This is a genomic window from Anabaena sp. CCY 9613, assembly GCF_963920895.1.
GTDB lineage: Bacteria > Cyanobacteriota > Cyanobacteriia > Cyanobacteriales > Nostocaceae > Cyanocohniella.
In genome coordinates this window covers 57,977-79,168 of record NZ_CAWUDE010000007.1, presented here as the reverse complement: position 1 = coordinate 79,168, position 21,192 = coordinate 57,977, and the positions used below count along the sequence as shown (strand labels likewise).

15 protein-coding genes are annotated in these 21,192 nt (G+C 40.9%); 10 read left to right on the top strand and 5 right to left on the bottom strand.

Features of this window, described 5'->3' with window-relative positions:
• Window positions 1-101: 101 nt before the first annotated feature.
• The 3 genes from ACM0OT_RS10415 to hemB all read right to left on the bottom strand — a co-directional run bounded on the left by ACM0OT_RS10415 (window position 102) and on the right by hemB (window position 2,902).
• A complete protein-coding gene (locus ACM0OT_RS10415; protein ID WP_414564292.1) occupies window positions 102-1,085 on the bottom strand; it encodes an alpha-ketoacid dehydrogenase subunit beta in 984 nt (327 codons plus the stop codon).
• Between the two features lie 227 nt (window positions 1,086-1,312).
• Entirely contained in the window at window positions 1,313-1,603 is a 291-nt protein-coding gene (locus ACM0OT_RS10410) for a helix-turn-helix domain-containing protein (RefSeq protein WP_414564291.1), read from the bottom strand.
• Between the two features lie 318 nt (window positions 1,604-1,921).
• A complete protein-coding gene (gene hemB, locus ACM0OT_RS10405) occupies window positions 1,922-2,902 on the bottom strand; it encodes a porphobilinogen synthase (RefSeq protein WP_414543755.1) in 981 nt (326 codons plus the stop codon).
• A 608-nt stretch (window positions 2,903-3,510) separates the two neighbouring features.
• Between hemB and prfC the strand changes: the two genes are divergently transcribed.
• The 5 genes from prfC (at window position 3,511) to ACM0OT_RS10380 (ending at window position 11,278) form a co-directional block, all read left to right on the top strand.
• A complete protein-coding gene (gene prfC, locus ACM0OT_RS10400; RefSeq protein ID WP_414564290.1) occupies window positions 3,511-5,139 on the top strand; it encodes a peptide chain release factor 3 in 1,629 nt (542 codons plus the stop codon).
• A 128-nt stretch (window positions 5,140-5,267) separates the two neighbouring features.
• Window positions 5,268-7,526, top strand: a complete 2,259-nt coding sequence (locus ACM0OT_RS10395) for a M48 family metalloprotease (RefSeq protein WP_414564416.1) — start codon at window positions 5,268-5,270, stop codon at window positions 7,524-7,526.
• A 643-nt stretch (window positions 7,527-8,169) separates the two neighbouring features.
• The gene (locus ACM0OT_RS10390; RefSeq protein WP_414543752.1) at window positions 8,170-8,670 is read left to right on the top strand and encodes an RNA recognition motif domain-containing protein; all 501 of its coding nucleotides are present in this window, start codon (window positions 8,170-8,172) and stop codon (window positions 8,668-8,670) included.
• An 877-nt stretch (window positions 8,671-9,547) separates the two neighbouring features.
• Window positions 9,548-10,633 (top strand): glycosyltransferase family 4 protein, encoded by a 1,086-nt coding sequence (locus tag ACM0OT_RS10385; protein ID WP_414564289.1) that lies wholly within the window; start codon window positions 9,548-9,550, stop codon window positions 10,631-10,633.
• 171 nt (window positions 10,634-10,804) lie between these two features.
• On the top strand, window positions 10,805-11,278 hold the full coding sequence (locus ACM0OT_RS10380; protein WP_414564288.1) for a hypothetical protein: 474 nt from the start codon (window positions 10,805-10,807) through the stop codon (window positions 11,276-11,278).
• 19 nt (window positions 11,279-11,297) lie between these two features.
• Here the strand turns inward: ACM0OT_RS10380 and ACM0OT_RS10375 are convergent, their stop codons facing one another.
• Window positions 11,298-11,474 (bottom strand): hypothetical protein, encoded by a 177-nt coding sequence (locus ACM0OT_RS10375; RefSeq protein WP_414564287.1) that lies wholly within the window; start codon window positions 11,472-11,474, stop codon window positions 11,298-11,300.
• 154 nt (window positions 11,475-11,628) lie between these two features.
• Complete coding sequence (locus ACM0OT_RS10370; protein ID WP_414564286.1) at window positions 11,629-13,215, bottom strand: B12-binding domain-containing radical SAM protein; 1,587 nt, start codon at window positions 13,213-13,215, stop codon at window positions 11,629-11,631.
• A gap of 1,212 nt (window positions 13,216-14,427) precedes the next feature.
• On the opposite strand from ACM0OT_RS10370, the gene ACM0OT_RS10365 reads away from it, so the two are divergent.
• The 5 genes from ACM0OT_RS10365 (at window position 14,428) to ACM0OT_RS10345 (ending at window position 21,061) form a co-directional block, all read left to right on the top strand.
• Window positions 14,428-14,913 (top strand): allophycocyanin, encoded by a 486-nt coding sequence (locus ACM0OT_RS10365; RefSeq protein ID WP_414564285.1) that lies wholly within the window; start codon window positions 14,428-14,430, stop codon window positions 14,911-14,913.
• A 519-nt stretch (window positions 14,914-15,432) separates the two neighbouring features.
• On the top strand, window positions 15,433-16,299 hold the full coding sequence (locus ACM0OT_RS10360; RefSeq protein WP_414564284.1) for a class I SAM-dependent methyltransferase: 867 nt from the start codon (window positions 15,433-15,435) through the stop codon (window positions 16,297-16,299).
• A 265-nt stretch (window positions 16,300-16,564) separates the two neighbouring features.
• Window positions 16,565-17,833, top strand: a complete 1,269-nt coding sequence (locus ACM0OT_RS10355) for a glycosyltransferase family 4 protein (RefSeq protein WP_414564283.1) — start codon at window positions 16,565-16,567, stop codon at window positions 17,831-17,833.
• 266 nt (window positions 17,834-18,099) lie between these two features.
• On the top strand, window positions 18,100-19,827 hold the full coding sequence (locus ACM0OT_RS10350; RefSeq protein WP_414564282.1) for an NFACT family protein: 1,728 nt from the start codon (window positions 18,100-18,102) through the stop codon (window positions 19,825-19,827).
• 562 nt (window positions 19,828-20,389) lie between these two features.
• Window positions 20,390-21,061, top strand: coding sequence for a PEP-CTERM sorting domain-containing protein (locus tag ACM0OT_RS10345; protein ID WP_414564281.1), 672 nt, complete (start codon window positions 20,390-20,392; stop codon window positions 21,059-21,061).
• Window positions 21,062-21,192 lie beyond the last annotated feature (131 nt).

The window sequence follows — 21,192 nt, the reverse complement described above, 5'->3', positions numbered from 1 at the left end:
TTATGAATGGCAGGGGTAGGTGGAGAGATCAGGGAAATGAGGAAATCTTTCTCTAGCCTCTTATCCCTACTCCCCACTCCCCACTCCCTACTCCCTATTAACTAAACTCGCATCGCCACCATTTTTTCCACAGCTTCAACTATTTGTTCTGGTTGGACAATTGTTAGTCGTTCCAGGTTACCGTTGTAAGGTGTGGGAATATCTTGAGAAGACAGGCGCAATACAGGTGCGTCCAATTCATCAAATAAGCGGTCATTAATTGAGGCGATTAATTCTGCACCAATTCCCCCGGTTCTCATACACTCTTCGACAATAATGACTCGGTGGGTTTTGCGTATGGATGCACCAATAGTATCAAAATCTAAAGGCTTGAGGGATATCAGGTCAATAACTTCTGGATCAAAACCTTGTTTTTCTAAAGTTTTCACGGCTTGTAATACATGATGGCGCATCCGTGAGTAAGTGAGGATTGTCACATCTTTGCCTTGACGCACCACTTCTGCTTTATCTAAAGGCAGCAGGTATTCTTCTTGTGGTAATTCTTCTTTTAAGTTGTAAAGCAAAACGTGTTCAAAAAATAACACTGGGTTATCATCACGAATAGCCGATTTTAGTAGTCCTTTGGCGTTATGAGGTGTGGAACAAGCGACAATTTTTAATCCCGGTACTGCTTGAAAGTAAGCTTCTAATCGTTGAGAATGTTCAGCCCCTAACTGTCTACCTACACCGCCTGGGCCGCGAATTACCATAGGAATTTTAAAGTTACCGCCGGAAGTGTAGCGAAGCATTCCCGCGTTGTTGGATATTTGGTTAAAGGCTAGGAGCAAAAAGCCCATGTTCATGCCTTCAATTATCGGTCGCAATCCAGTCATGGCTGCGCCCACTGCTATGCCAGTAAAACTGTTTTCGGCAATGGGGGTGTCGAGAACGCGGAGTTCGCCATATTTTTTGTATAGGTCTTTGGTAACTTTGTAGGAACCGCCATAGTGTCCTACGTCTTCACCCAAGACAAATACGCTGGAATCACGCGCCATTTCTTCATCAATGGCTTCCCTCAGAGCGTTAAAAAATAGTGTTTCTGCCATTTAAACCTTTTTGACAACTATTGTTTTAGAATCTTATCGTGCTGTCGATCGCGAATATCGTGAGCGATCGCACCAGTTAAAGATCAAAGATAATCCGACTTATAATTCTATTCTGTCTCTAAGGTGTAATAGCCGAAAAATAATTTTCTAGTTTCTGCTAAATTTATCAGTAACTATGAATGACAACATCTATCGTTGCCTGGCATCTTGTCATTATCAACTAATAATTAGCTGCAAACTGGCGAATCAGTGACTTGAGTAACATGATTTTCGGGGAAGCGTCTGGGTCTGCCTGGTTTGCGTTTATGCTGCTGATTGATCGATTTTTCGCTGGCTATGGCCAATTCTTCAGGTGTGCATTTAAACAAACGCAAAGCATCTAAGTATTTTTTGGGTGTCATTGTGGGTTCAGTACGCCCAGCTTCCCAGTTGCGAACACTGGTTTCACTGATTGCAAGCCTGAAGGCAACCTCTGCACGGGTAAGCCCCGCACGCTCTCTCAAGACTTGCATATCCATATCCCATGCTCCACTTGAAATATCAAAGGTTTTATTAAATCAATTGACAATAAATGTCGATCAGCAAAAAAATTTATTAACTACTTCTTTTATAAGCGATCGCCTTCCACTCTGGCAAACATGGAAATCGTCTATTTACGTATTATTACATAGCTAGATTCACAAAAATCTCACGTCTAGACACTAAAACACAAATAAATACTTTGCGTCTTTGCGCGCCAGTTGCTACAAGTCGGGGAACCCGCCCACGGCGCTGTCTCCCCAACGCACTGGCTTGCCTTTGCGTGAGATTTATTAAATTCTGATTATTCACTTACCTTACCGTAACCACCGCGCCGCTTCTTTAGCATGGTAAGTCAAAATTAAATCAGCGCCAGCACGTTTAAACCCGGTCAAAGTTTCCATCACCACGCGCTTTTCATCAATCCAACCATTAAGCGCCGCAGCTTTCACCATTGAATACTCACCAGACACGTTGTAAGCAGCAACGGGTAAATTACACGCCTCCTTCACACGCCAAATGATATCCATATATGCCAAGGCTGGTTTCACCATCAGCATATCTGCACCTTCGGCTATATCTAGTTCGATTTCTCTAATGGCTTCGCGGGTATTACCTGGGTCCATTTGGTAAGTTCTTCTGTCGCCGAATTGCGGTGTCGAATCTGCTGCATCGCGGAATGGGCCATAGTAAGCCGAAGCATACTTAGCAGCATAAGATAAAATCGGTATATCTTGAAATCCTGCTGCATCCAAACCTTCACGAATTGCGTGGACAAAGCCGTCCATCATTCCCGAAGGAGCAATGATATCTGCACCTGCATTGGCTTGGGAAACCGCAGTTTTTTTCAGTAATTCTAAGGTAGGGTCATTGAGGACTCTGCCTGTTAAATCACCAACTTGCAGATAACCGCAGTGACCGTGACTAGTGTATTCACATAAACAAGTATCAGCAATGACAATCAAGTCTGGTACTGCTGCCTTTACCGCAGTTGCCGCTTTTTGCACAATACCGCAATCATGCCAAGCACCAGTAGCATCGACATCTTTGTCTTCAGGAATGCCAAAAAGAATAATGGCGGGGATTCCTAGGTCATATACTGCTTTTGCTTCTTCGACAATTTTATCTACCGATAATTGGTAGACTCCAGGCATGGATTTGACTTCTTGGGCAATTCCTGAACCGGCTACAGCAAAAAGTGGGTAAATTAAGTCACTGGTTGTTAACACAGTTTCACGTACCATCCGGCGCAGTTGGGGATGGGTACGCAGACGACGGGGACGATGAGTGGGATACATAGAGTTTTGCAAAGAAAAATAACGCAATGGACACAAAACAAAGCGTCACAAAAGCAGGTAAAGTTGTTTCTGCTGTCGGACACACTACAAACAGTGCTTAACTGTCCTTGCCCTACTCTTTATGAAGTTGTGGGGCAATTTTGTATTTTACATCTGGGTCGATATCTATCCAACCCAACAAAAAAATTCATCAAATTCATCATGAGAAAATTGGATATTAGGTGTTGGGCAATCATCCCATTCTTAATCTCCTATTTTTGAGATCCAAATATGAGCATTGATGTTAAAAATTCGGAAAATTAAACGATAGTAAAAATTTTGTCTGTACTGCTAAACATTCAGACTATTACTTAAATATTATTAGTCTCTCATGCAGCAGATATCTGAATCATTGGTAACTAATAAAATGGTAATAGACCGCCTGACAGATACAAAGCTTTACCGAAAAAGGAGAATTTTTTGTATCTACCTTATACATTTTTTTTCACTAACTAAAATTGTTGGTGATATTAAGAGCCTATCATGATCGTCGTTGTTTTAAGATTAAAACACTCACTATAGTAGAAAAAAATTAAGATAAGTTAAGTAACAAGGAAACCACTACAGTTATGTCAACTGAAATTCAGACGGAACTGCATGATGCAGTGGAACTTCGTCGTAATTTTGCGATTATTTCTCACCCTGATGCGGGTAAAACTACACTTACAGAAAAGCTCCTGTTATACGGGGGTGCGATTCACGAAGCTGGCGCTGTTAAGGCCAGGAGGGCGCAGCGTAAGGCTACTTCGGACTGGATGGCAATGGAACAACAACGGGGTATTTCTATTACCTCGACGGTGTTGCAGTTTTCATACCAAAATTGTCAGATCAATTTACTAGACACACCCGGACACCAAGATTTTAGTGAAGATACTTATCGTACCTTAGCTGCGGCTGATAATGCAGTAATGCTGATTGATGTGGCTAAAGGTTTGGAACCCCAGACACGGAAATTATTTGAAGTGTGTAAGCTGCGGGGTTTACCTATCTTTACATTTGTCAATAAACTCGACCGTCCGGGTAGGGAAGCATTGGAACTGTTGGATGAAATTGAGCAAGAATTAGGTTTACAGACTTATGCTGTCAATTGGCCCATTGGTATGGGCGATCGCTTTAAGGGTGTCTTTGACCGACACGAACAAAAAATCCATCTATTTGAACGTAGCGCCCACGGTAGCCGGGAAGCCCGCGATACGACTGTAGATTTAGGTGACGCCAAAATTGAGGAACTGCTAGAAGAGGAACTGTATCACCAACTGAAAAATGATCTAGAACTGTTAGATGGTGTGGGCCCAGAACTAGATTTGGAATTGGTACATCAAGGCAAAATGACCCCCGTGTTTTTTGGTAGCGCCATGACGAACTTTGGGGTAGAGTTATTCCTGAATTACTTCCTGAAGTATGCACTCAAGCCTGGCGCTCATCAAAGTAGTGTGGGTGAAGTTCCCCCTACATACCCGGATTTTTCGGGGTTCGTCTTCAAACTGCAAGCGAACATGGACCCAAAACACCGCGATCGCGTGGCATTTATCCGGGTTTGCACAGGAAAGTTTGAAAAAGATATGACAGTGAATCATGCACGCACTGGCAAAGTCGTCCGTCTGTCTCGCCCACAAAAACTGTTTGCCCAGGAACGAGAATCCATTGATGTAGCTTATCCTGGCGATGTGATTGGGTTAAACAATCCTGGTGTGTTTGCCATTGGCGATACCATTTACACAGGGGTCAAACTGGAATATGAAGGGATTCCGTATTTTTCGCCAGAGTTGTTTGCTACCCTGAGAAACCCCAACCCCTCAAAATTTAAGCAATTCCAAAAAGGCATCTCGGAGTTGCGCGAAGAAGGTGCAGTACAAATTATGTATTCAGCTGATGAAGCCAAACGCGATCCCATTATGGCCGCAGTGGGTCAGTTGCAATTTGAAGTGGTGCAGTTTCGCTTACAAAACGAGTATGGTGTAGAAACCATATTAGACTTATTGCCCTACAGCGTCGCTCGTTGGGTTGAAGGTGGTTGGGAAGCTTTGAATAAGGTGGGACGTATTTTTAACACCACTACAGTCAAAGACAGTATGGGACGCCCAGTTTTGCTATTCCGTAATGAATGGAATTGTCAACAGTTACAGGGAGATCATCCAGACTTAAAATTAAGTGCGATTGCCCCGGTATATTCTGGTCAACAACCTGTGGAAGAATAATTCACTTGCTGGGACTAACCGGGGGCAATTGATGACCACGGTATCAGAGATTAGCGCTGTTGTACAACCGTGGATCAGTTAGCAGCGATTAAAGTGCCAAATTTTCTATGCCTTCTCTACGAGACGCTATGCCAACACATGTCGAATTGTCTTTGGAGGCCGGTTTAGTAGCCCTCAAGCAAGGAAATTATCAAACAGCGATCGCTAAACTCACACCCGTGGCGAGTAGCTCAGAAAATGCTACCGCTAGGTTACAAGCCCGTGTTGGTTTAGTGATGGCTTATGCACGCAGTGGTCAACTCCGCAAGGCGATCGCCCTGTGTCAAACACTCACTGAAAGCGAAAATCAACAAGTCCAGGAGTGGGCTAAAACTGCTCTGGCTCACTTGACAAAAGCTAAAAAAAGTAGTAAAGAGTCAAAAAAATCTCCAACGGGATTTGTGGCTTTTGATAATTCTCAAAACACCACGACATCAAAACCACAACCCAAAGATACAGTAGCAGAAACTACAAACTGTGGCAATTCATCGGTTGTGCCTTCAGGTGGTTGGCGCAATACAGCCATACCCTCGGCCAATTACCGCCCCAAAATCATCGAAGAATCATCCAGTAATACAGGGGGCTTCTTAGGTTCTGCTAGCTATACACAAGCGCCACAATCCAGTGTTTATTGGCGACAGGCAAAACGCGCCAAGGTATGGCAGCCGTTGCGGAAGCCTAAGTTAATTCCCTTGCGATTGTTAGCAGCCGGAACATTCATGGCTTTGTTTTGGGTACTGCGAGAAGTCCTCAAATTCGCTATGGGTGTGACTAACTATACTTTAGTCAAATTACCATATTTACAGCCATTACAGTTTCTCTATCGCAACCCTACTTCATTTTTGTTGATAGTTTTGTTCATCATGATCGGACTATCACCTTGGTTGCTGGATTGGCTCATGACGACCTTTTATGGTCAGCGAGAGTTATCCAAAGATGTCTTACATGGCTACAGTCGAGAAACAGCCAGGGTACTACAACGTTACTGCCAACAGCGTCGCTGGCAATTACCTAAACTCCGAATTCTGCCCATAGATGCACCAGTGGCACTGACTTATGGCTATTTATGCCGTAACGCCCGTATTGTAGTTAGTCAAGGGCTATTAGATCAACTGGCCGATGATGAAATTGCCACGATTTATGGCACACAGCTAGGGCATATTGCCCACTGGGATGTTGTGGTCATGTCATTGGTGTTGCTGGTGTCATTACCAATTCATGGGTTATATCAGCAAATATCAGCCTGGGGAAACAAAAAAGCCTCAGGAATTTGGTGTAGACCAATCACCATTTTGGCTAGCGTCATTTATGGATTTTGGTGTTTATTAACTAGTCTGGCTTTATGGCTGTCGCGGTTAAGGCTTTACTATAGCGATCGCCTGGCCGCAGAAATTACTGGCAATCCCAATGCCTTGACGCGTGCTTTACTCAAAATTGCTATGGGAATTTCTAGTGATATCCAAAGAACCGAACATACTAGTGGGTATTTAGAAAGTTTAAATCTCCTGTTACCAGTCAGTTATCAGCAAAGTCTTTCGTTGGGTAGTATTGCAGGTCATTTGCCCTTTGAATCGATTTTGATGTGGGATACTGTTAACCCCTATCGCCGCTGGTTTACCCTGAGCAATAGTCATCCCTTAATAGGCGATCGCATTCAACGCCTCAATCAAATCGCCCGTCACTGGCATATAGATACAGAATTACATCTGACTAGTCAACAAACCTCCAAAGTTAAGCGTCACGCCTTCTTATTAAACATTGCTCCTTTTGTGGGCATTCCCCTGGGTGCTTTGTTTGCCGGTTTAATTTGGCTAACCTGGCAGACTGCTTTCGCGCTGAAGATTTTAAATTTAAAGTGGATATACGAAGATTGGTCTTTTGTGACAGGTTGCCTACTGATTGGCTTTAGCATCGGTATGGTATTCCGGATGAATTCTTTTTTTCCCGATATCAAAACTGCCAGTGTGCAAAATGCTGAACTTCTACCCAGCTTATTAACTAATCCTTCTGGTATTCCTATTGATAGCATCAGCGTGTGTCTGGTCGGTAAACTCTTAGGTCGTCCAGGTATTGCCAATTGTTTAGGACAAGATTTAATTTTACAGTCCAGTACAGGGTTGGTAAAATTACACCACACTTACTTAGGACAGTCAGTTAATCCCCAGGATTTAATTGGTCGGCAAGTTATCGTCACAGGCTGGTTCCGCCAGAGTGCAACACCCTGGATTGATATCCACACGGTACAAACTCAAAGCGGTAAAACCATTCACAGCCCCCATCCCATCTGGTCTACTGTTGTGGCGATCGCTGCCCAGGCTTGGGGCGCATACATTTTTCTCACGGGCTAAACCTGATCTACTTGCTCCAATTCTCTACTCCACCTTTCCCACTCCCCAGTTAAATGTGAAGAAAAGTTGCAAAATTAGTTGACAGATGTTACATTTATTAACACGATTTCCAGTAAATGTAACTTAACACTATAAGTTGGTTTTCAAAATCAGCTATTTTACGCCAATATATCCGTTTTATTCTGCCAACACAGCAAAAAACCAACCAGCCGTCGGCTGGTTTTTGTTTCTAATATTCACTCTTGAGAAAAAAATGTATGTTGTGCTACGATTCCATCATGATATTATCGAAAATGTGTGCGTTGAACTAGCTACGTAGATAATACCGTGGTAATGTAGAGAATGGTATTTAATTCCGCGGGCAAGGTCATCAAAGAAGATATTCAATTTAGCAGGCAGTGGGCTAATAAATTTACAATTCTTAGAATTAAGCTGGTATTAGCTAAGCGTTGTGTGCGCTTTCATATTAAACAAGCTTGATCCCAACGAAAAACTGTATTGTATAGGTTGACAGTTTGGAGTAAAAAATTTGGTTTATGGCAGTCTTGGTAAATAGCATTTATTTAGCAACCAAAGCTAAAGCCAAAGCCAAGTTATTGTTTTCTTGCCTTGCCATGTTCATTCAACTCTGGAGGTATAGTTCATGTCCGTTCGCCTATATATAGGCAATTTGCCAAAAGAAGAAATAGACCGTCAAGATCTGCAAGCAGTCTTTGCGGAAGAAGGTGATGCTGTCACTACGAAACTGATTAAAGACCGAAAAACAGGCAAATGTCGTGGTTTCGGTTTTCTTACAGTTAACAATGACGAACAAGCTGATCAAATTATTGAAAAATATAATGGTCAATTGTTCAAAGAGACTCCTATTAAGCTAGAAAAAGCATTACCTCGAACCAAAGGTGAAGAGGGTGAGGAGCAACAAGCACCTAAAGTTGCTAGTAGTGCTGCGGGTAGTCATCCCGTTCCTAACACCAACAAAGAAAGCAGTCGTCGTGAGAAAGGTGCTAAGAAGTCTCGACGTGGCGGCGGCGGTGTCCGTGAAACTAGTACAAGTAGTGACTCAGACACCATTCGTCCAGATCCACGCTGGGCTTCTGAATTAGAAAAGCTCAAACAGATGCTAGCTGCACAAACTACAAATTGAGCCATTGGGGATAGGAGTTAAAACATTAAAAATCACAAAATTTTGGGTTTTAATTTTTAATTTCCAAAAATTCCCTAATTCCTCATTTACTCAATCCAATGGTCTTTATAGCCATTATTTTAGGTGCGATTACTTTTTTGGGTAAAACGCGGCTGCTTGCTAACTCTGTCTATAGTTACTGTTTCACAGTATAACTTTGGATAAATCATACTAGCAGCCGCGATCGCACTTCTACTCAACTCAGTCTTCCCCAGTCTTCTAGAGACGAAACAGCTATGTTAAGGGCCACATATAACTCTTCAACTGGATATAAATTTTTATTTTAAAAATACTTACCAAAAAATATCTTTATTCTCTCTATTAAGACATATAAAGTTAATAAAACAACCAAACCCTTTCACTACAAAGATTGCACACCATGCTAAGTCTGAGGGGGATTTGATTTTTGCTTCTCCTTCTCAGTTTTAAAGTACGGAAAGCCGCCCGGAAGGAATATGCACAATTTATTCTTTAAAATATCTTTAGGAGTTAAATAATTACCAGTTAATAACAGAGGATATTTGCTTGAAGTTCTCTATTTATCTACAGTTTAGCCATTATATATAAATAAAATTAAGCAGAAAATACCTTTAAAAAACTCTTACCTAAGCACAGTTTTTTCAGAAATTAGAACTTATTTACCTCTTAAATACAGAGGGATTTCCCTATATAAAACAGAAAATATATATATAGATTTAAGCATAAACTTGGTAAGAGAATGTTTAAGAATAATTTGTCTTGTTATTCAGTGTTTATTATTAAATGAAATTGATTCTAAACACTATTTAAACACAAAAGAACATTTTTTCATAAAGTCTAAATTTTTTAGAGGTTTGTGATGCGAATTGCTCAGATAGCTCCCTTATGGGAGAGAGTACCGCCCCCAGCTTATGGCGGCATTGAGTTAGTAGTAGGGTTGCTAACCAATGAATTAGTCAGACGCGGACACGAAGTAACTTTATTTGCATCGGGAGATTCTATCAGTCTGGCAAAGCTGATGTCAGTTCATCCCCGTGCCCTCAGACTTGATTCTACTGTCAAAGATTGCAGCATTTACGAGATGCTAAATTTAGCTTCAGCTTATGAACGGGCGGACGAATTTGATATTATTCACGCCCACACGGGGCTTGGGGCATTATCCTACGCGCATCTGGTCAAAACTCCCACAGTTCACACGTTGCATGGTATCTTCACCCCAGACAACGAAAAAATGTTTAAATTTGCGAAAGATCAACCCTACGTTAGTATTTCCCATACACAAAGGGAACCAAGGTTAGGACTGAACTACGTAGCAACCGTATACAACGGCATTGATGTCAACAGTTATGAGTTTCATGCCCAACCAAAAGATCCCCCATACCTAGCATTTCTAGGTCGGATATCTCCAGAGAAGGGAGCGCACTTAGCAATAGAAATTGCTAAACAAGCTGGCTGGCGGTTGAAAATGGCAGGGAAGGTGGATGTCGTGGATGTGGAATACTTTGAGAAGGAAATCAAACCGCACATTGACTCTCAGCAAATTGAGTATCTAGGTGAAGCTAATCATGCTCAAAAAAATGCCCTGATGGGCGGTGCAGTAGCAACTTTGTTCCCCATTACTTGGCGCGAACCGTTTGGGTTGGTAATGATTGAGTCAATGGCTTCTGGTACGCCAGTAATTGCCATGAAAATGGGAGCTACTGTCGAGGTGATTGAACACGGCAAGACGGGTTACCTCTGCAATAACATTCAAGAGTGCATTAGTGCTATTGATCAGGTAACTCAGTTAGACCGACATACTTGTCGGCAACATATCGAAGACTATTTCAGCACTCGGCAAATGACTGATGGCTATGAAGCCGTTTATCAACAGATTTTAACAGAGCGATTTGCTCAAAATGGGCATCTTCGCAGTTTGGTGGGTTTAGCTAACAATCTCACATAATTGTTCTAAACTAAAATGATTAGCGGGCAAGATGCCCGCACCACAGAAGTTTTGGGATATTTTTTATCAAATCCTATCAAAGCATTTTTAAATTTCGTCTCTAGATATCTTTATTTTCAGTAGTTATTTTCGTTACAAGTAACTCCTGAAGGAATAATACAAGTGATCAAAATGGAACCTGAAAAAAGTCAAAACCAACAGCAGCTAGATAACCAAGTTTTGTTAGCCAATGCAAAACTTGCCTTAAAAGGTGAATACCAAAGATCAGCCACTTTAATTTCACAACTGCAAGCTCTAAAAATCCAATTGGAGCAAGTTCAGGCGGAAAACAAAATTTTGAGAGAAAATGTTTCTGAAGATGTCATTAAGCACTTTGAGGAACGCACCCAAGCAGCAGAAGTGCGATCGCTAAAAACCGAAGTACGGCAAAAATTCCTGGAAGCTAATGGTTGCAAGGATGATGAGAGCTTCGATACTCTATGGGATAGCATTAAGAATAAGATAAAGCTCAAAGATGGTGAGGTGATAATTGTTGCTCCCAATGGTACCCCTAAGTTCACCTTAAATGGCAACCTATTAACTTTGAAGGATTTTGTTCAATCCCTGAAGGAAGACCCTATTTCAAGAAAATTTTTCTGTGAATAGCCTGGTAAATTAACAAACGCTACTCGTCTTCATCTCCTGGTGGTCGTTCGCTCCCACTTTGTTGGGCATCCCATTCCAAAATCATCCGCTCTAACATTTCCGATTGTGTACATTTATTAACCGCAGCGTAGGTTTTAATTAACTTTCTAACTTGAGGACTCATGTGACGTATCTCTAGTTGGTTACTCTCTGCCATGTCTATTAGTTATGAGTGTCTATTATTTATGTTGAACCATTAAACTGTGTCTGTGGCAATAAGCTTTGTGAATAGCGATCGCCTATCCCCAGTGACATTACGTGAATTTTGCGTAAGTACTAATGATTTTCATCCAGGCGATCGCTTATTTAGTTCAAGATTTTACAAGCATTGGTTCTGGCTCAGGTAGCACGGGCGCTCTCAGTGGGTCGTAGCCTATTTGTTGAGTAATGCGTTCTCTAGCTAAAGCGCGGTACTCCCAAAAATGTTCGCCAGCAGCGCATAGACCCAAGTACATGTTCAGAACTTGCGGTTTTTTCCACAAAATCGTCCATAGTTGTTGCCAAAACTGCCAGCGGATTTCCTTTCGCCGTAAGCCCTGATGCCAGATTAACTGAGCAACCAGCCGCAACCCTTTACCTGGAGAAAATTGCATGGTTTGCTTTCGCTCTACTGGCGAGTTAATACTCAGGCATTGCTGGAAACAGCGTCTGAGATAGTTACTGGGTTCATATAATTTCCAGAAGCCTTCTGCATACTCCTTAGCAATTTCAGCTACGGGGCGAGTAGGGACAAAATTCATCAAACTATTCTGATCTCCTAACTCAGTCACGCCAACACCCTCTAATAAACGCTCCTCTTTTTGCAGCCGATTCCATAAAGCCGTATTGGGCAAAGCTTGGAGGATACCTAACATAGGTTGAGGAATACTGGTTTGTTCTACAAAAGCTTGGATTCGTTCTCCTGCACCTGGGCGTTCGCCATCAAAACCAAGGATAAACCCGGCATATATCAGCATCCCTGCGTCATTAATTTTCCGACAGGCTTCGGTGAGAGGATTGCGAGTATTTTGCATCTTTTGGGTTAATTGCAGGCTGTCTTGGTCAGGAGTTTCAATACCGAGAAACACCGCATAAAAACCTGCTTCATTCATTAATTGTAAAAGTTCGTCATCTTCTGCCAAATTAACAGAAGCTTCAGTGATGAAGGTAAATGGATAATTGTGCTGCTTGACCCAAGGAATCAATTCTCTTAAGAAGCGTTTAACGTTACGCTGATTGCCAATAAAGTTGTCATCAACTATGAAGAGTGACCCTCGCCAACCTAAATCATACAGGGCTTGTAACTCAGCTATGGTCTGCTGGGGTTCTTTGGTGCGTGGTTTACGACCGTAAAGTGTAATAATGTCGCAAAATTCGCAATTGAAGGGACAACCTCGAGAAAACTGGATAGCCATCATTAAATAGGCATCTCGTTGTAGTAGGTCAAAACGCGGCATCGGGCTTTGACTGACATCAGGTTTTTCCAAAGAGCGAAATATTCCTTCCTCCTGACCTTGATTGAGGGCCTCCAGAAACTGGGGAATCGTGAGTTCCCCCTCATCCAAAACCAGGTAATGCGCTCCAGAGTTAAGAGCATCTTGGGGGACAGAGGTGGGGTATGGACCACCAACTGCAACTTTTTTGCCTAAGCGCACTGCTTTTTGAATCAGGGCGTGGAAGTCTGGCTTTTGTACCAGCATCGCTGAGAGGATTACTAAGTCACACCACTCCCAATCAGCCTCGGTTTCCAGATTGACATTGCGATCGCAAAATCTAATTTCCCAATCTTGGGGTAGAAGGGCTGCTACTGTAATGATTCCTAGTGGAGGCAAAACGGCTTTGAGTCCGGCGATTTTCATAAAGCGATCGTAAGACCAAAATGACTGGGGAAATTGAGGATAAATCAATAGTGCTTTCATAAAATCCTTTATGCAATTTTGGTTTACTTTGGTGTCGGCAAATGCATGAAAAGTTTCACCTAAATTTGCTTATTAGTCGGTATAGCTTAGTTTCTTTAATATGCTTCTAGATTGGCATTTAGCTATACTTACCTCATATAAAATGCTAGCCCAATTTTAAAAGGTAAATTATTTAAAACAATAAATGTCTGAAAATAACTATTTAGATAGATTTATCTTCATATAAGGTATGGATATGTGTAAATATATCTTAGTAAATATATTTTTAGACATTAGTAGCTCAATAATCATAGGTATGACTGCACTATTAATATTACCATCTATCTAAGGGTTTATTTAGGCATAAATCAACACCATGCCAATGATGTGGATAATATTATTATTCGTAGTAAAATCTGGTACTGCTTTACTGTGTATATTTTATACATAAAATTAGAAATTTTGAACTCTACTTTAATACTCAATTAATTATTAAGAATGTAACCCGGAGAAATTTTGATTAGTGATTTGAGTTTTAGAATAATTGGATGAATCAGTAACCATCAGTCATATAGGACTCCTAATTTAATTATTGAAAAAACTCTGTATACTCAAAAAGTCTTTTTTCGTAATCTCCACTCTACTCCCAGCCTACGCAAATAATTATAGCTACGCCACACAAGCTATTAAGTTGCTGCTATACTTTGTGCTGAAATGAAGGCATTTAATCGAGATGAAAATATATGTTTTCAAATTTGAGGACAAAAGGTATACGTAGTGAGTGTTAAAAGCCATTTTGCTAATTCTTTAGTACTTAAATCATGTATCAAATTAACTTCAAAAATCATAAAAACTAAGTATAAAGCCACAATAAAATAAGGAATTTTACCTGTATAAAGTATTTAATAAAATATAACTGCTATAATAAAAATTACAAAGAGAATTTATTTAATTATCGGTTCTTGCTTGAATAAAAAAGTTGAGAAGATTATAAGGAATTTATAGATATTAAGCCAACGCCTGAAACTTAGTTGGCAAAATCTAACTGAAGAACAAGCACATAAGAGTAAAAGGAACCCTCATTGTTTGGGAGGCCCATTCTAAACTTTCCATTCGTGAGTGAATCAAAAGAAGGTAAATCTTTAATTAGTAGTTTTTGTAAGTCTACTAATTAAGTAACCCCGGGAATCACTGTAGAGCGAAATAAGTTCATTATTTTGAAGGAGTTTGTTGATGAGCCTAATTATAAAGTCAATTTTACAAGCCGATGCTGAAGCCCGCTATCTCAATCCTGGAGATATGGAGCCGATTAAGAATTTTGTCAAGAGTGGTGAACGCCGTCTACGTCTTGTTCAGGTCTTAAACGAAAACCGGGAGAGGATTGTTAAACAATCAGGAAATCAGCTATTTCAAAAGCGCCCAGATATCATCTCACCTGGTGGTAACGCTTATGGTCAGGAAATGACTGCAACTTGTCTGCGTGATATGGATTACTACCTACGCTTGATTACCTACAGTGTCGTCACGGGTGAGTCTACACCAATTCAAGAGATTGGAGTTATTGGTGCTAGAGAAATGTATAGATCTCTTGGTACTCCTATTGAAGCTGTTGCTGAAGGTATCAGTGCAATGAAGAATATCGTCACCTCAATGATGTCAGCAGAAGACGCTAGCGAAGTTGGCGCTTACTTTGACTACCTAATCGCTGGTCTTCAATAGGATATAGCGTTTCTAACTTTGGTGTTAGATGCTAGAGGCGAAATTAGTGTAATCAATCAACAGTGAAAGCGTTGTAATGACCTTTCTTGACTAGATATCACCATATTGGAGAGCAATTATGTCTAAGGAAAAAAAAGGCAACAAAGAAGCTAAAAAACCTAAAAAAGATCCTGATAAAAAAAAGGAGAAAAAAGATCCCAATAGACATGATGGGTTAAGTCAATAACTGTAACAGTTGGCAATGTTAGCTGAGATTTGATATTACTTTAAACAGTAAATCTCAACATGAGCAGTACTTACATTACGGAAAATACTATTTAGGTATTTCTAAATTAGTAAAATAATGCTATCTCTACTGTAAATTTTAAAAATTTATGCGTATGGGTAGCGTTTCGTGTTTAAACTAAAATAGTCTGGATAATCATATTTCCAACTATTTGATACTTTAAAAAAATGGGGCTTTATGGGTGATGCCTCATTGCCAAAAGTTTAAACTGGCTGACTATACTGTATTTACCAATGCATCAACCAAAGTTAATTCAGATTTCTCAAGCGACTCGCTACCAAAATGCTGCGATCAATTACTATCTAGAACTTACAGGTTCATCCTATCTCCATTACGGATATTGGGAAACCCTTCCAGCCTCCACTGACAACTTGACACTAGCAGGGTTACGCATTGCTCAGGAAGCCTATATGGCTAAACTTTTGACTTTTATACCAACCGAAACAAATAGCCTGCTTGATGTCGGCTGCGGTGTTGGTGGTAATGCTGCTTACCTCAAAGATCGTGGCTTTGCTGTGGAGGGATTAGCACCCGATCCCTTCCAGCAAGAAAAGTTTATTGATCACACCAAAGGTCAGATACCGTTCCACTTAACAAAATTTGAAGATTTCCAGCCAACCCACTCCTACGACCTGATACTCTTTAGTGAAAGTAGCCAATACATTGCTGCTGATGACATAGCTCAAGGTGCAGCGCGTTTGCTGAATAATGGTGGCTACCTGCTGCTAGCCGATATGATCCGCGTTGACGCCAAATATAATGAAGGCATCTTTTCTAATTGTCATGTTGCTAGTGTTCTTCACGCTGCGTTAGAGCAAGCTGGCTTCAAATTAGTGAAAACTGAAGACATTTCGGCTCAGATTGCACCAACCATTGATTTGTGTCTTGAGAATTTCCGCACCTTTGGGCTGAGTACTATCAAATATATTGCCGATCTAGTGGCGATCGCAGTTCCACCAATACATTTACTTGGTCGTTGGATCTTTAATCGTTGGATTAAAAACCTGATTGTGGAAGGCTTAGAAGCACGCACAATTTTTGACCATCATCTTTGTTATGAAATCCAACTGTGGCAGTTATCGAAAACAGACCATATTTAACAAAGCATTTCTGCACGTCTACCACTAATTAAAGTGAAGTTCATCTATCATAAGCATTAGATATAAATATAGTTGTTTATGCATAGAGAGATTCAATGAATTTACTGAGCAAAGAAGTATAGACCAAGTAGTAAGTATTTTAAATTATTTGACATAATTAAATTAAAATAAAGATTATTCAACAATACAAAATACTTCAGCTAAGTTTGCACCTAGCAAATTTAGAAGCGTCTGATACCTTCTTAAAATCAGCAACACACAAACTATGAACGCTACCACGGAAAAACGTGTCGCCTTAATTTCAGTTCATGGAGATCCGGCAATTGAAATTGGAAAAGAAGAGGCTGGAGGACAAAACGTTTATGTGCGTCATGTGGGTGAAGCACTAGGGCGGCTAGGATGGCAGGTTGATATATTTACTCGTAAGGTAAGTATAAAACAAGACGAAATTGTTCAATTAAACCAAAATTGCCGCACCGTTCGTCTAGTAGCAGGCCCTGTGGAATTTGTACCGCGAGATGAACTGTTGGAACATATGCCAGAATTTTTGGATAACTTCCTCAAATTTCAAAAAGAAAATAATATTACCTATGAATTAGTGCATACAAACTATTGGCACTCTAGCTGGGTGGGGATGCAATTGAAGAAAATCCAAGGTACTCGGCAGATTCATACTTACCATTCTTTAGGAGCAGTTAAGTACAACACAATAGAAAATATTCCCCAGATTGCTAGTCAGCGATTAACAGTGGAAAAAGAAGTTTTGGAAACAGCAGAGCGGATTGTGGCCACAAGTCCCCAAGAGCAGGAACACATGCGATCGCTTGTTTCTACAAAAGGTAATATCGATATTATTCCCTGTGGTACAGATATTCACCGATTTGGTGCAGTTGAACGCCACGCCGCCAGAGCCAAGTTGGGAATTACTCCAGAAACTAAACTTGTATTGTATGTAGGACGTTTCGACCCCCGTAAAGGTATAGAAACTTTGGTGCGTGCAGTAAATGAGTCTCAATTACGTGACTCGAAGAACCTGAAGCTAATTATTGGTGGTGGTAGCACTCCAGGTAATAGTGACGGTATCGAGCGCGATCGCATTGAGAATATCATCAACGAGTTGGGAATGAATGACTTTACCACCCTACCCGGTCGTCTGAGTCAAGAAATTCTACCTACTTACTACGCGGCTGCTGATGTTTGCGTTGTTCCCAGTCACTACGAACCTTTTGGTTTAGTGGCAATTGAAGCAATGGCTAGTGGTACACCTGTAGTAGCTAGCGACGTTGGCGGACTTCAGTTTACTGTCGTTCCCGAAGTCACAGGTTTGTTAGCACCACCACAAGATGTAGCTGCTTTTAGCGCTGCTATCGACCGGATTTTGTTAAATCCCGAATGGCGCCACAAATTAGGTCAGGCTGGGAGAAAGCGTGTGGAAACAAAGTTTAGTTGGGATGGCGTAGCCACTCAGCTAGGTGAACTTTATACCCAAATCTTGCAGCAAACTGTCAAAGAACCAGCATTAGCTAGTAAATAAAATTCTCATGCCCTGAAGTAATAAGTAATAGGGAATGGGTAATACTAGAGGACAAAAAAGCAGAAAAAGCAGAAATATGCTGTTTTACTTACCTTTTCCCTTTTATTTTTTACAATAAAAACCCAGACATAAATCATCCTAGAGCGAGTAATTTGAGATTTTTTTCCGGGAAAATGGACTGAAAACTTTTTTGCGTTAATCCACCTTGAGCTAGACGAGATAGCATATACTGAGCATCGACCTTTGAAAGCCAGCGACTAATTCTTGTGCAACCAGTTGACTTTACTACTCTCACAGCTGCTTGTAGCGAACTACGCGCGCACTGGCTGCCATCTCGCTTAGAACAAGTTTATCAGCGCGATCGCTATACGATTGCAGTGGCATTACGTACCCTCAAGCAAAGGGATTGGCTTGAAATTTCTTGGCATCCCCAAGCGGCACGTATTTGTGTTGGCGATCCACCGCCACGATTACCCGATACTTTCACCTTCAGCCAACAACTAGTACACCAATTGGGTGGTTTGGCGCTGGTGGGAATTGAAGCGATCGCACCTTGGGAACGTGTTGTTGATTTACAGTTTGCCCGGCGTCCCGGAGAAAGCGCCCTATATCATATATATGTGGAAGTCATGGGCAAATACAGCAACGCCATCCTCACTGATGACAGCAAAATGATTATCACTGCTGCCCATCAAGTTGGTCAACACCAGTCTAGTGTCCGTCCCATTCAAACCGGACAGCCTTATGAAATACCACCAAAGCTCACTGGCCCTGTTCCCAGCTTGCACGAATCTCCAGAACGTTGGCAAGAAAGAGTCAGTTTAGTACCAGGAGCAATCAAGCGTCAGTTACTCAAAAGTTATAGCGGCTTGAGTGCAGCATTGGTAGAGTCCATGTTATTGGCAGCTAATTTAGCACCGGAAACCACAACCGATAATCTCAAACCAGAAGACTGGCAACAGCTGTTTACAAAATGGCAAGAATGGCTACAAGCTTTGGAAACCAGTAAATTTCAACCAGCTTGGACAGCAAATGGATATACCGTCATGGGTTGGGGCGCGGTTGCACCAGAAAAAGATATCCAAACCTTACTCAACAAATACTACACCGACCAACTAAATCAACAGGTATTTGCTCAGTTACGCCATCAACTGAGTCAGAAATTGCAGAATATCTTAGTAAAATTGCGAAATAAAGCGCAAACCTTTACTGAACGCTTGCAGCAATCAGATCAAGCAGATGAGTATCGGGAAAAAGCAGATTTGTTGATGGCTCATCTGCAAAACTGGCAACCAGGAATGAAAGAAATTACCCTGTCGGATTTTGAAACAGGTAAACCCATAGCGATCGCCTTACAGCCAGATAAAAATGCTGTGCAAAATGCCCAACGCTTATACAAACAGCATCAAAAATTAAAACGCGCTCGTGCTGCTGTAGAACCGCTACTTTTCGAGGTGCAGTCAGAAATCAGCTATTTAGAGCAAGTAGAAGATGCCATTGCTCAGATAGAGAATTACCAAACAGCAGAAGATTTGCAAGCCTTAGAAGAAATCCGTGACGAGCTAATTGGACAAAAATATCTCGAAGATCCAGGATACCGCAGTCGTAGCGTCAACGAAACAGCCAGTACTAATTTTCATCGTTACCGTACCCCTAACAACTTTGAAGTCTTAATCGGGCGCAACAATCGCCAGAACGACCAATTAAGCTTTCGTGTAGCTGGGGATTATGACTTGTGGTTCCACGCTCAAGAAATTCCTGGAAGTCACCTATTACTGCGTTTAGAACCCGGATCTGTTCCTGAAGCAGCGGATCTGCAATTCGTCGCCAATCTTGCCGCTTACTACAGTCGCGCTCGTCAAAGTGACCAAGTACCAGTAGTTTATACACAACCCAAGCACGTTTACAAACCCAAAGGAGCCAAACCAGGAATTGCCATTTACAAGCAAGAGCAAATACTCTGGGGACAGCCGCAATTAGTCATTAGTCATTAGTTACTCTCCCCATATCTATCTCTCGACATTCTGAAATTACTCTTTAAGATAGAGGTTCAACCTTTGGTCACATATCTTTTTTTTGTAGATCTTTACGAAAAAACTGTGTTGACTGTTACAATATTGTTAAGAAAAGTTGCCCGTTGCATTTTGGGAACGCGCAATTTGGTTTTGACTCTACTGAGAAGACAACGCGAAAAAACATTGTTCAGGCCAGCTGTGGGAGGCTGGCTTTTTTGTTGGATACTTTTCAGTAATTTCCATATGGTAGTTTTTTAACTTAGTGAAATACACCATCACATTTTCTTTATCCTCCTTCTGAAAGACTTAAAACTAGTAAATTATACTTAAAATTTTCTAGTTTATTAAAATAAAATATACAAATATACCTCTGTTTAGCGTAGATATAGTTTCTTCAAATAAGCTTTTTTGAGTATTTTTTTATCATCTTTATATTCAAATATATAAATACATTTTTTCTGTGAAAGCTCTATTAATTACTACACAAAAATCTGCTTCATATGCCAAATTGTTTACATCAATCATCTGTAAAAATAAAACAATGTCTCTTCTACAAAAACTATCATTGGCGTTAATCGGTACTTCTATTGTTTTCATGAGTGCTAACCCAGCTAGTGCTATTAGTCTGACTAAAGGAGGGTCTAGCCTTGTTTCTGGAGAAGGTCAATATACTAATATTCAAGGAGCTACAACCATTAACTTCAATGATGGGATAGCACCTACTTCTGGATATGTTAGTTATTCTGCAAACAGTGCCGTTGTCCAAGGAAATCGATCGGGAAAATATGCTACCCCTTTTGGTAATACCAGCAAATATCTCACAGTTTCTCCAGACACTGGTAATGTAACTATTAATTTTGCTGCGGCTATTGATTATTTTGGTTTCTACTGGGGGTCAATAGACAACTATAACTTTGTAGATGTTTATAGCGGAGGCACTCTACTCCAAACATTCACTGGAGCAAATGTTCCTGGTGCGCCCGCTAATGGTGAACAAAGTGGCAATGTGAATAATGTCTACGTTAATTTGTTGGGCGATAAAGGAGAGTTTTTTGATAAGATAGTTTTCCGGTCAACCAGTTTTGCATTTGAAACCGATAATCATAGTTACAGATTAGCTAGTGTTCCTGAACCGACTACTATCTTAGGTCTATTAGCCTTTGGTGCTATGGGTGCTGGATCGGTAATCAAACGGAAATCAAAAATAGCCTAAAATTTTAATCCTATGCAAAAGCTATAAGTAATCAAGAATGTCTAATTCAAAATTACTGCACCAAAGTTGGGAATTTTAAATGTGAGCAGTTAATATCATCCAAAAAAAGACGCAAAAAGATTCTTTGCGTC